Below are 13,190 nucleotides of genomic sequence, written 5' to 3'. Positions count from 1 at the left end.
CACCTCTAAATTACATTAATGACACTAAGGCGCCAGCAATAGTACCGGACATTAAATTGGCTAAGATTGCGGCTAAAAGTACTCTTGGGCCAATTTGAGTGATGAGTTCTCGTTTATCTGGGCACATGGCGGCGATACCACCAACGACCATAGCAAGTGAGCCAATATTGGCAAATCCACATAGGCTAAAGACAACAATGGCCTGTGTTTTATCTGAAAGAGTATTAGATACTTCTAAGAAACTGATATAAGCAACAAATTCATTAATGGCAATTTTTTGGCCAATAATTGAAGCTGCTGGTATTGCTTCAGACCAAGGGACTCCCATGAGGAATGCTAATGGAGATAGCAAATAGCCAATAATCATTTCTAATGTAAGCTTATCGATACTAAATAAATTACCGATACTACCAATGATGCCATTTAATAATGCAATAATGGCTACAAATGATACTAATAATGCCGTTACAGTAATAACTTGGTTCATGCCCATTAAAGAGCCATCAGTAATGGCTGCTAATAATCCTTTGGGCTGATCAGCATCTTCGATTTTATTGTCATTATTAACTATATTCTGTTCAGTTTGTGGACAGAGTAGCTTTGCAAATAATAGACCTGCTGGTGCGGTCATAAAACAAGCTGTAAGAATGTATTTAGGATCAATGCCTAGGTTGATATATCCCACCATAGTGCCACCAGCGACACTGGCTAATCCGCCTGTCATAACAGCAAATAATTCGGAGCGAGTCATATTTTTGACTAAGGGTCGAACCATCGATGGGGCTTCAATTGGTCCGACAAAAATATTTGCTGTGGCAGAAAGAGATTCAGCTTTACTGGTACCTAATATCTTAGAGAGTCCGCCACCAATAATATTAATAATAAATTGCATGACTTTTAGGTAGTAGAGTACTGAGATTAAGGCAGAGATAAATATCACTACGCAAAGTACGTTGATAACGAAAACAAAGCCTAATTTATAGTTAGCTAGATCGCCAAAAACAAAGGTTAAACCAGAATTTGAAAAGGCAATTACACTGTTGACGCCACTGCTCATGGCTTCAATGATGGTGACGCCTGCTGGTACAAACATAACAAATGCACCGAGTAAAATTTGAAGTGTTAATGCTCCTGCAATGGTTTTAAATTTTATTTGGCGTTTATTTTCGGAGAATAGATACCCAATAAAGACTAGAACAGCAATACCGATACAACTCATGATTGTTGACATAGGTTCATCCATCATCATCTGGTAATAGATCATTTTATAGAGATGAATCATTCAAGATTTTTTCGTTAAAAAAACGGACATTTTTCCTATTTGAGGATAAAAATGTGGTTATTTGCAGAAAATCACATGAAATGTTTAATTTTTAATTTATTTCAATGTGTTAGATGATATGTGCTGGCAGTGTAACCTAATGCATCTAAATCAAGATTATGCTGTTGGAATTTAGGTATTTAGGCGATGTATCTAGTGCAGGAGATCTTGTCACTATTGTCAGAAGGTCTATTTAACTGAGTGAGTGCAGTTAAATAGACCAAAGCTTTGAAATTATTGATGGATTAGCTTACCGTTTTTTACTACATCCTTGCAGGGATTGACGCCGTAGCTGTAGGCCAACTGTGCTGGGGTGGCGATATCCCACAGACAGAAATCCGCCTGTTTGCCGACCACTAAGCTGCCGACATTTTCTTCAATCCCTAGTGCCTTGGCGGCATTCAATGTTAAACCCGCAAGCGCTTCCTCTGGGGTTAGGCGAAATAGGGTGCAACCCATGTTCAGCATCAGCAGGGTCGAACAGATGGGCGATGAGCCGGGATTAAAGTCGCTGGCGAGCACCATAGGCACACCGTATTGACGCAATAAGTCGATAGGTGGTTTTTGAGTTTCCCGCAAAAAGTAAAACGCGCCCGGTAACAGCACGGCGCAGGTGCCACTTTCACTTAGGGCTTTAACACCAGCCTCATCTAAATATTCAATATGATCAACCGACTTAGCCCCTAAACGTGCGGCTAATTCAGAGCCGCCCATATTGGATAACTGCTCGGCGTGCAGTTTAACTTGCAGGCCAGCCGCCTTGGCGGCGCTCAGCACGCGCTCGGTTTGCTCTAGGTTAAAGGCGATATTCTCACAGAACACATCCACCGCATCGGCAAGATTCTCGGCAATCACCGCAGGCAGCATCTTATTGATTATTAAGTCGACATAGCCGTCGCTATTGTCTTTAAACTCGGGTGGCACCGCATGGGCACCGAGGAAGGTGGTTTTGACATCCACATGGTGATGTTGGCCGAGTTCGCGGGCCACGCGCAGGATTTTGAGTTCAGTTTCGGTATCTAGACCATAGCCAGATTTAATCTCAACCGTAGTAACGCCTTCCTTTGCCAAGGCATTTAAACGCTGGCGACCGAGGTCAAATAGCTCGGCTTCGTCGGCCTCACGGCAGGCGTTAACCGTAGAAATAATTCCGCCGCCAGCACGGGCGATTTCCTCGTAGGTAGCGCCCTTTAGGCGTAGCTCGAATTCGTTGGCACGATTACCAGCAAATACTAGGTGGGTGTGGGCATCAATCAGCCCTGGAGTGATCCAACCGCCTTTGCCCCTGTAAACAGGAATGGACAACACATCGAAGGCGGGCAGCTCGCTGCGTGGGCCTAACCAGGCAATTTTACCGTCTTTTACTGCGATAGCCGCATTGGTAATTGCGCCGTAAGGTGCTGATATGGAAGGGTCCATTGTTGCTACGTTAACGTCTATCCAAACCTGATCCCAAGACATTGTTATCCCTCGCTGCGTTGGCTTTTGGGCCCTGCAAACTCTTTATTATCGAAAGTTATGTGAGCTAGCTTGTATTTACTTGTATATACAAGCTAGGATTGTAGCCGCAATTTTGAACGTTTGAAAGTGTGCCCGCATCTAGCACCTAGATTCTAGATTTTTATACCGAGGAAGTGTTTTGGCTACGCCTAAGTTTGCAGAAATTAAGCAATATATCATTGGCTGTATCGAGTCTGGTGAGTGGGAAGAAAATGCCCGCGTGCCCTCGGAAAATCAGCTGGCCGAACTGTTTGTCTGTAGCCGTATGACGGCGCGTCGCGCCTTGACTGAGCTGACAGATAACGGCGTGCTTGAGCGTTCACAGGGACTTGGCACCTTTGTGGCCGGGCGAAAGTCGCAATCCTCCATGTTGGCGATCCGCAACATTGCTGACGAAATCAAAGACCGTGGTCATGGTTACAGTGTGCAGCAATTAGCGCTTAGACAAGTGAATGCCACCGCGCCTATCGCCATCGCACTGGCGCTGGAGCTCGGGAGTCCGGTGTTTCATTCGGTGTTAGTGCATTGCGAGCAGGGCGTGCCGCTCCAAGTCGAGGAGCGTTATGTGAATCCCGCCTTTGCGCCTGATTACTTAGAACAGGACTTTAGCGAGCAGACGCCCCATGAGTACCTGTCGCAGGTGGCTCCGCTGACCGAGGCGCACCATACCATCGAAGCCATTATTGCCAGTGTCGAATTGCAGCAGAGGTTAGCCATTCCGGCGACTGAGCCCTGTTTACAGATTTCACGCCGCACTTGGTCCCGCCAAGGGGTGGTGAGTTTTGCCAAATTAGTACACCCGGGTAGCCGCTTTAAGCTCGGCGGACACCTGACATTTAATAAATAACGTACGCAAACAGAGATGATGCTTATGGCATTCATCCGATGTTTAGCGACAAAAACACAATAAAAACAATAGCACTTAGCCAAATGGCGAGTGAGTTCAACAGGTTGAAAGAGGACATCTCAATGGACAAGCGACACGACCCAAGCCGCCGCATTATTGCGCCCCATGGTAGCCAATTAAGCTGTAAAAGTTGGTTAACCGAAGCGCCAATGCGCATGTTAATGAACAACTTACATCCCGATGTCGCCGAGCGTCCAGAGGATTTAGTGGTTTACGGTGGTATCGGCCGCGCGGCCCGCGACTGGGACTGCTACGACAAGATTATCGAAGTGCTACAACGTCTCGAAGATGATGAAACCTTATTGGTGCAATCGGGGAAACCTGTAGGTGTATTCCGCACCCACGCAGATGCACCGCGCGTGCTGATTGCTAACTCTAACCTAGTGCCACATTGGGCAAACTGGGAACACTTCAACGAGCTAGATAAGCAAGGTTTGGCCATGTATGGCCAGATGACCGCAGGTTCGTGGATTTATATCGGGACACAGGGTATTGTCCAAGGTACCTACGAAACTTTTGTGTCGGTCGCAAAACAACACTTTAGCGGCGTTGCTGCCGGTAAGTGGATCCTCACTGGCGGCTTAGGTGGTATGGGCGGCGCGCAAACGCTCGCCGGGACTATGGCCGGTTTCTCTGTGCTTGCCTGTGAAGTCGATGAAACCCGTATCGATTTTCGTCTACGTACCCGTTATGTGGATAAAAAAGCCACTTCATTAGACGAAGCCTTGGCTATGATCAACGATGCCAATGCCTCGGGCAAACCCATTTCCGTCGGCCTGTTAGCTAACGCCGCCGATGTATTTGCCGAATTAGTGAAGCGTGGCATTACTCCTGATGTTGTCACCGACCAAACCTCTGCCCACGATCCGCTGAACGGCTATTTGCCTCAGGGCTGGACTATGGCGCAAGCGGCCGACATGCGTAAAACCGATGAAGCGGCCGTCGTCAAAGCGGCTAAAGCCTCGATGGCGGTGCAGGTACAAGCCATGCTGGATCTGCAAATGGCGGGCGCTGCGACCTTAGACTATGGCAACAACATTCGCCAAATGGCCTTCGAAACTGGCGTTAAAAACGCGTTCGATTTCCCCGGTTTTGTGCCTGCCTATATTCGCCCACTCTTCTGTGAAGGTATCGGCCCGTTCCGTTGGGTTGCCCTGTCTGGCGATCCTGAGGATATCTACAAGACCGACGCTAAAGTCAAAGAACTGATCCCAGATAATCCTCATCTGCACAACTGGTTAGATATGGCTCGTGAGCGTATCGCCTTCCAAGGTCTGCCAGCGCGTATCTGCTGGGTGGGTTTAAAGGACCGTGCGCGTTTAGCTCAAGCCTTTAATGAGATGGTGAAAAACGGCGAGCTGTCGGCGCCCATAGTGATTGGCCGCGACCACTTAGACTCAGGCTCAGTCGCCAGCCCTAACCGTGAAACCGAATCTATGCTGGACGGTTCAGATGCGGTATCCGATTGGCCATTGCTAAACGCACTGCTAAACACTGCCAGCGGTGCGACTTGGGTGTCTTTGCACCACGGTGGTGGTGTCGGTATGGGCTTTAGCCAACACTCGGGCGTAGTAATCGTCTGTGACGGTACTGAGGCCGCCGCTAAACGTGTTGGCCGCGTGCTGTGGAACGACCCAGCGACAGGCGTGATGCGCCATGCCGATGCGGGTTATGAGATCGCCAAAAACTGTGCAAAAGAGCAGGGCTTAGATCTGCCCATGCTTAAAGACTAACAACGCAACACAAACCGTGAAAAACAACGACAAGAATACGGATATAAAAATGAAATCAGTCAACCATTTAGTATTAACGCCCGGCAGCTTAAGTCTGGCGCAACTGCGTGAAATCAGTCGCCATAAACTGACACTCGAATTGGCGCCAGAGGCCATTACCGACATCAACACTAGTGCGCAAATCGTGCAAAAAGTGCTGGATGAAGGCCGTACCGTTTACGGCATCAACACGGGTTTTGGCTTGTTGGCCAATACCAAGATAGCGCCTGAAGATCTGCAATTGCTGCAACGCTCTATCGTGTTATCCCACGCGGCGGGCACGGGTCAATATATGCAAGATGCCACAGTACGCTTGATGATGGTGTTAAAGATCAACTCCCTAAGCCGTGGCTTCTCGGGTATCCGTTTAGAAGTCATCAACTTCCTTATCAGCTTAGTGAACGCCGAGGTTTACCCCTGCGTGCCTGAAAAAGGCTCTGTGGGTGCCTCCGGTGACTTAGCGCCGTTAGCCCATATGTGTCTGCCGCTGTTGGGTGAAGGCGAGATGAGCTATCAAGGTCAGATTATTTCGGCCGCCGAAGGCTTAGAAATCGCGGGCCTCAAGCCAATCGATTTAGCCGCGAAGGAAGGCTTAGCCCTGCTCAACGGTACTCAGGCTTCTACGGCACTGGCGCTGGAAGGTCTGTTCCACGCTGAAGACTTATTTGCTGCCAGCTCCGTGATTGGTGCCATGAGCGTCGAGGCGGCCATGGGTAGTCGCAGCCCGTTCGACCCACGCATTCATGCGGCCCGTGGTCAGAAAGGACAAATCGATGCGGCCATGGTGTTCCGCCATCTGCTGGGCGAAGAGTCTGAAATCAGCTTAAGCCACCTCAACTGCGAGAAGGTGCAAGACCCTTACTCACTCCGCTGCCAACCACAGGTATTAGGTGCTTGCTTAACTCAAATCCGTCAAGCGGCCGAGGTGTTAGGCACTGAGGCCAATGGCGTGACCGATAACCCGCTGGTATTCCAAGATACTGGCGATATTATCTCTGGCGGTAACTTCCACGCCGAACCAGTCGCTATGGCTGCGGATAATTTGGCGATTGCGATTGCCGAATTAGGCGCGATTGCAGAGCGTCGTATCGCGCTGCTCATCGACTCTAGCCTGTCTAAATTGCCACCTTTCCTAGTGAAAAATGGCGGGGTGAACTCGGGCTTTATGATCGCCCAAGTAACCGCGGCGGCATTAGCCTCTGAAAACAAAACTTACGCCCATCCAGCCTCAGTAGACAGTTTACCAACCTCGGCAAACCAAGAAGATCACGTTTCTATGGCGACCTTTGCGGCGCGCCGTTTGCGGGATATGAGTGAAAACACCCGCGGCGTATTAGCGATTGAATTGTTAGCTGCCGCCCAAGGGTTGGATTTCCGCGCGCCATTAACGCCAAGCGCGGCGGTTGCCAAAGCCAAAGCCGAGCTACGCGAAGTGGTTGCCTACTACGATAAAGACAGATATTTCGCGCCGGATATCGAAGCGGCAACGGATCTGTTGTACACCGCCAGCTTCAATGCTTACTTGCCCCAAGGCGTATTGCCGAGTCTGTAATGCACAGTTTTTGGCGCCGATAACCCACCTGCGGGTGAAAAGTGCTGAAGCAAGCGACCAATAAAGTGAAAGGCATAGCGATTTGCTATGCCTTTTGTCTATCTTATGCGGCGATTTCGCTGTTTTTGCACTTTGTACTTTAGGTGTGTTTAACACCGCAGGATGAGTGCTTTTTTATCCAATCTTTACATTGTCAGCTTTGAGAGCTGTCTATCCATCCAAAACCGGTAAATATGAGGTGTTTTTAACCATCTCTTATTTCGTTTCGGCTTTAAATCTACACCTTATATAACCTTAATATGCCATTGTGAGACAAAATGGGTCTTGATATGTGGACAAAATGTCTTTTGGTGCTTTTTGGGTTTATATATTAATTTATTTCTCTATTGTGAAATTAAATTCTAAAAAATCATATTTAAAATCTATTTAATGGTTATTTGCTCTGTAGCTGGCAAATTGAGATCTTGATCTCATGTCATTATTTGTTATCTATTTTCACTTTAAGGATAATCTTAAATTAAGTGAGGTCTTTATTGACTCACTCAAACGATTGCAGCGTTACCACTGCAATTACCAAACTCATAACGACAAAAGTGTGAGATAACGCTATGAACAGACGCCAGTTTTTTAAACTGTGTGCGGCCGGAGCGGCAACCTCAGCGATTTCAGCGCTGGGATTTATGTCCGAAAAGGCCTATGCAGCAGTGCGAGAGTTTAAGCTGATCGGAGCCAAAGAAACCCGTAACAACTGTCCGTATTGCTCGGTAGGTTGTGGCCTGCTGATGTACAGCCAAGGCAGCGGGGGTAAAAACTCTGAACATGCTATTTTCCATATCGAGGGTGATGCCGATCATCCAGTAAACCGAGGTGCATTGTGCTCAAAGGGTGCAGGCCTTGTGGATTATGTTAACAGTCCACACCGTTTACAGTATCCAGAATATCGCGCCCCCGGCAGCAACAAGTGGGAACGGATCAGCTGGCATGATGCCTTTAAACGTATTGCTCGTTTAATGAAAGATGACCGTGATGCGAACCTGATTGAAAAGAACGCCGATGGTGTAACGGTTAACCGTTGGTTAACCACAGGGATGATGACTTCATCCGGCATGGCCAATGAAAGTGGCTTAGCGACACAAAAATTTGCTCGCGCTTTAGGCCTTGTAGCTATCGATACTATTGCACGTAACTGACACTCTCCAACGGTAGCAAGTCTTGCTCCGACATTTGGACGTGGTGCCATGACCAACCACTGGATCGATATTAAAAATTCAAACGTAGTGATTATTATGGGCGGTAATGCCGCAGAAGCTCACCCTGTCGGATTCGGCTGGGTTACTGAAGCTATGCAGCATAACAATGCTAAGTTGATTGTGGTTGATCCACGTTTCAACCGCAGTGCGTCATTGGCAGATCACTATGCCCCAATCCGCTCAGGAACTGACATTGCATTCCTTCTGGGTGTGATCCGTTATTTGATTTCGACCAATCAAGTTAACTTCGATTATGTGAAAGCCTATACCAACGCCAGTTATCTGGTGCGGGATGATTTTGACTTCCATGACGGCCTATTCTCAGGCTTTGATGAAGCAAAAGGCGAGTACAACAAAGAATCCTGGTTCTACCAACTCGACGAAGACGGCTATGCCAAAGTGGATGAAACACTTGAGCACCCGCGTTGTGTGTGGAACTTACTCAAACAACACGTAGAACGTTATGATTTTGCAACGGTAAGTAATATCACTGGTACACCAACCGAAGATTACCAAGTGGTATGTGACGCCATTGCGAGCACTCATACTAAAGATCGTGTGGCGACATTTATGTATGCGCTGGGCTGGACCCATCATAGTAAAGGTGCGCAGAACATCCGTTCTATGGCGATGATCCAGTTATTACTGGGCAACATTGGTCAGTTAGGCGGTGGTGTTAACGCATTGCGCGGTCACGCCAACGTTCAAGGTTCAACCGATATGGGTCTACTGGCTCAAAGTTTACCCGGTTACCTTAAACTGCCAAACGATAAAGAACCTACCTTAGCTGCTCACTTGGCGGCGAACACACCTAAGCCATTGCGCCCAGGTCAAACCAACTACTGGCAAAACTATCCGAAGTTTTATGTGTCCCTGCTCAAAGCCTTCTGGGGCGAGAACGCGACACCTGAAAACGAGTTCGGTTATCAGTGGTTGCCTAAGTGGGATCAGATGTATGACTTCGGTAAGCATCTGGACATGATGTACCGTGGCAAAGTGAACGGTTGTATCGTGCAAGGGGTTAACGCCATTAACTCCATGCCTAACCGTAACAAGAATATCAAAGCGCTGAGTAACCTTAAGTACTTAGTGGTGCTTGATAACTTGTCATCGGAAACCGCCACCTTCTGGCAAAACGAACCCGGTTATAACGAGGTCGATACTGCCAGTATTCAAACCGAAGTATTCCGCCTACCTGCGACAGTGTTTGCGGAGGAAGAAGGTTCGATCGTTAACTCTGGTCGTTGGATGCAATGGCACTATAAAGGCGCTAATCCTCCAGGTGAAGCGATGTCGGACTCAGAGATTGTGTCTGGTCTGCTGCTGGAGTTGAGAAAGTTATATCGAGAAGAGGGTGGCAAACTGCCTGAGCCGATTCAAGCGATTAACTGGAACTATACCGATCCGCACAACCCTAGCGCTATCGAGCTGACGAAAGAGTTGAATGGTTACGACGTCGCGACCAAGCGTCAGATCAGCAGCTTTGCTGAACTGAAGGCCGATGGCAGTACCGCGAGTGCCTGTTGGATTTACGCGGGTTCTTGGACCGAAGCCGGTAACCAAATGGCTCGCCGCGATAACCATGACCCATCGGGTAAAGGTATTACGCCGGGCTGGGCCTTCGCATGGCCGCTTAACCGCCGCGTCCTCTACAACCGTGCCTCTTGCGATGTGAACGGTAAACCTTGGGATGAGCACCGTAAGATTGTTGAGTGGAAAGACGGCAAGTGGGAAGGGATAGACGTGCCCGACTTCAATGCCAAGTTGAATCCACAGGAAAGTGCGCATCCTTTCATTATGCAGGCTGACGGCGTGGGTCGTTTCTTCGCGCTCAAACTGCTTAAAGAAGGACCGTTCCCAGAGCATTACGAGCCTGTCGAATCGCCTATCGGCACCAACCCACTGCATCCTAATGTGGTGCACAGCCCTGTGCTGCGTTGGTTCGAAGGGGTGAAAGAGACCATAGGTACTAAAGAGGAATATCCCTACGCCTGTACCACTTACTCACTCACAGAACACTTTAACTTCTGGACGACACACTGCCGTTTAGCGGCGATTGCCATGCCAGAGACCTTTGTGGAAATGAATGAGCAATTGGCGGCAGAAAAAGGCATCAAGAATGGCGATTGGGTGAAAGTGAGCTCGAAACGTGGCCACATTCTCACCAAAGCCTTAGTGACCAAGCGTATGCGCCCATTGCAGGTTAATGGTCAAACGGTACACACGCTAGGTATTCCACGTCACGGTAGCCATAACGCGCTTACACGTAAGGCCTATAGCTGTAACGTCCTTACCACTGAGATGGGTGATGCCAACACGGGTGTGCCTGAGTACAAAGCGTTCCTCGTGAATGTTGAAAAGGCGGAGGTCTGATAATGGCGACTCAAGATATCATTCAACGTTCCGGCACTTCGCAAGCGACTCCACCTGCACAGGCGAGAGTCGGTGGCGTGAAGCAAATTGCGAAGCTGTTTGACGCGACTAAGTGTAATGGTTGTAAAGCCTGTCAGGTCGCTTGCTCAGAATGGAATGACCTGCGTGAAGAGGTGGGTTCGTTCCAAGGGACTTATCAAAACCCAGCATCTCTGTCGCCAGAGTGCTGGACCCTGATGAAGTTCAACGAGATCGAAGACCAAGGCAAATTACGTTGGCAGTTTACCCACAGTGCCTGTATGCACTGTGCGGATCCCGCCTGCTTGAAGGCCTGTTCTACCTCTGGCGCGATTGTTCAGCATGCCAATGGCACTGTGGATTTCGATTCGGACAAATGTATTGGCTGTGGTTATTGTGCCAGTGCCTGTCCATTCGATATCCCGAAGATCAGCGCCGTCGACAACAAAGCCTACAAGTGCACTATGTGCTCTGACCGCTTGGCTGTTGGGCTGGAGCCTTCCTGCGTTAAGTCCTGTACCACGGGTGCACTGCGTTTTGGCACGCGCGAAGACATGCTGTTCTCCGCCGAAAAGCGTGTTAACGAGCTGAAAGAACGTGGTTTTGCTAAGGCGGGACTCTACAACCCTGAGGGCGTAGGTGGCACAGGCATGCTGATGATATTGCACAATGTCACTCAGCCTGAAACCTACGAAATGCCAAAGGATCCGCAAATCCCATTGTCTGTCACCCTGTGGCAGGACTGGGTGAAACCACTAGGTACTGTCGGACTGCTTGCAACTGCGGCTGTGGCCTGCCTGCATAAGATCACCGTCGGTCGCAACATAGTGGAAGAGGACCAACCCGGCTATCAACCGCCAGAGGAAGAGGTTAAGCAGGAAGAGGAGGCCAAGAAATGAGCAAGCATAACAAGCAAGAAATGGTAGTGCGTCACAAGCTGTTCGACCGCATCTGTCATTGGTTCATTGTGGCTGTGGGTCTAGTCACCTTTCTGACGGGCTTTTCCTTCTTCTATCCCTCCTTCCAATGGTTGGGCGCGATAGCGGGTACGCCGCAATTGGCGAAGTTTATTCACCCAATTGCCGGCTTGATGATGTGTTTACCTTTGATGTTGATGCTGGTGCGTTATTACCACCACAACAAATGGGAAAAACACGATCTGGCTTGGATGCTCGCCATCAAGGATGTGATGTTCGAAAACGAGGAAAAAATCCCGCCTATCGGTCATTACAACCCTGGTCAAAAAGTGCTGTTCCGCGCCTTTGTGCTGACGTCTATCACCTTAACCGTGACGGGATTCATCATGTGGCAACCCTACTTTGCACCGTACTTTTCCGCCACTGTGGTGGGCTGGGCGATTGTGTTGCATGCCATTAGTGCCTTGATTATGTTGATATTTGTGATGGTGCACTTTTGGATGGCGAGCTGGGTGGAAGGTTCTATCACCGGCATGCTTTACGGCAAGGTCTCTAAGGCGTGGTGCCGTAAACATCATCCGCTGATGTTGGATGAACATTCGGACGTGGAGAAACATTAATGAGTCATACAGCCGAGATACCTATGGTCCCCGGCAGCGAATCGCCGCTGGAGCTTAAACCCTTAAAGGCGGTGGACCCTAAAACTGTGTATCACAGACGGGCGCAGCGTTTGTTGTCGTTGGCCAAGGACTCGCCGCTGGCCGACTACTTTGAGCTATGCCGCCGTGTGGTTGCGATTCAGGCCAGATTGGCGGCGGAGGCTGACTTCGGTCAGCTTCTCGCTTGGGGGAAAGATGAAGCGATTCCGCTTTCCCACTTGGGTTCAGAGGCAGATAGCTATTGGCAAGGACTGCTACAACAACTGTTAAGCGATCTGCTGCCGCAGGTGGATGAGGATATGGCGCGAGTGCTGCGTTTGTTGATGCAGCAATCTCCAGAACAACTCACCTCCTGGGGCAGTGCATTGCGTCAGGGACATATGAGCGCAGTGCCTGCACGCTTTAGTTTGTTTATCTGGGCGGCGATGGGGGTCTACTGGTCCCATTGGGCACCTATGGTGATTAAACGGATCGATCAACGCAAAGTCGTGCAGCAGAACCTATGCCCGATTTGTGGGTGTCATCCTGTGGCGAGCGTAATCGTCGACCAGCCGAGAGCGGGTCTGCGTTATCTGCATTGCAGTTTGTGCGAGAGCGAATGGCACTACATTCGCGCCCATTGCACTAGCTGTGGTCAGGATAAAGGGACGACGCTCTGGTCATTTGATGATGCCAAGGCGCAGGTGCGCATCGAGAGCTGCGACGAATGTCATGGTTACACCAAGATGCTGTTCGTTGAAAAGTCACCGCTGATGGATGTGGCGGCCGACGACTTAGCGACCCTGATGCTCGACAGTGAGCTAAATGCCAAGGGCTTTGGAGCGACCACGGTCAATCCATTGCTACTGGCCCACGAAACTGAGCAATAACCAAAGTCGGGAAGGGCTCACTGAGCTCTTCCCCTTATATTTATCAAGATGA

Annotated in this window: 9 protein-coding genes; 7 read left to right on the top strand and 2 right to left on the bottom strand. The window is 49.2% G+C overall.

From position 1 onward, the window contains the following. Window positions 1–10 precede the first annotated feature (10 nt). On the bottom strand, window positions 11–1,231 hold the full coding sequence (locus HG547_RS16710; protein WP_047540364.1) for a NupC/NupG family nucleoside CNT transporter: 1,221 nt from the start codon (window positions 1,229–1,231) through the stop codon (window positions 11–13). Between the two features lie 324 nt (window positions 1,232–1,555). Further along, window positions 1,556–2,782, bottom strand: a complete 1,227-nt coding sequence (hutI, locus tag HG547_RS16705) for an imidazolonepropionase (RefSeq protein WP_169548459.1) — start codon at window positions 2,780–2,782, stop codon at window positions 1,556–1,558. A 178-nt stretch (window positions 2,783–2,960) separates the two neighbouring features. Here hutI and hutC point away from each other — a divergent pair, with 178 nt between their 5' ends. From hutC to fdhE, 7 genes are all read left to right on the top strand, one after another. After that, window positions 2,961–3,668, top strand: coding sequence for a histidine utilization repressor (gene hutC, locus HG547_RS16700; RefSeq protein ID WP_169548458.1), 708 nt, complete (start codon window positions 2,961–2,963; stop codon window positions 3,666–3,668). 122 nt (window positions 3,669–3,790) lie between these two features. Further along, window positions 3,791–5,461 carry a urocanate hydratase gene (hutU, locus tag HG547_RS16695; RefSeq protein ID WP_169548457.1) on the top strand — a complete coding sequence of 557 codons (1,671 nt, stop codon included), beginning with the start codon at window positions 3,791–3,793 and terminating at the stop codon, window positions 5,459–5,461. Window positions 5,462–5,510: 49 nt separating this feature from the next. After that, entirely contained in the window at window positions 5,511–7,052 is a 1,542-nt protein-coding gene (hutH, locus tag HG547_RS16690; protein WP_169548456.1) for a histidine ammonia-lyase, read from the top strand. A gap of 608 nt (window positions 7,053–7,660) precedes the next feature. Further along, window positions 7,661–10,675 (top strand): formate dehydrogenase-N subunit alpha, encoded by a 3,015-nt coding sequence (gene fdnG / locus HG547_RS16685; RefSeq protein ID WP_169548455.1) that lies wholly within the window; start codon window positions 7,661–7,663, stop codon window positions 10,673–10,675. Window positions 10,676–10,677: 2 nt separating this feature from the next. Continuing rightward, window positions 10,678–11,592, top strand: coding sequence for a formate dehydrogenase subunit beta (gene fdxH, locus HG547_RS16680; protein ID WP_169548454.1), 915 nt, complete (start codon window positions 10,678–10,680; stop codon window positions 11,590–11,592). After that, window positions 11,589–12,230, top strand: coding sequence for a formate dehydrogenase subunit gamma (locus HG547_RS16675; protein WP_169548453.1), 642 nt, complete (start codon window positions 11,589–11,591; stop codon window positions 12,228–12,230). Before fdxH ends, HG547_RS16675 begins: the two co-directional genes overlap by 4 nt. Further along, window positions 12,230–13,138, top strand: coding sequence for a formate dehydrogenase accessory protein FdhE (gene fdhE, locus HG547_RS16670; RefSeq protein ID WP_169548452.1), 909 nt, complete (start codon window positions 12,230–12,232; stop codon window positions 13,136–13,138). The genes HG547_RS16675 and fdhE overlap by 1 nt, the downstream gene beginning before the upstream one ends. The last annotated feature ends 52 nt before the right edge of the window (window positions 13,139–13,190 follow it).

Origin of the sequence: Shewanella sp. DNRA4 (genome assembly GCF_012843185.1) — a bacterium.
GTDB classification, from domain to species: Bacteria; Pseudomonadota; Gammaproteobacteria; order Enterobacterales; family Shewanellaceae; genus Shewanella; species Shewanella xiamenensis.
The sequence above is the reverse complement of the archived record's forward strand: the minus strand, read 5'-3'. Positions and strand labels throughout refer to the sequence as shown.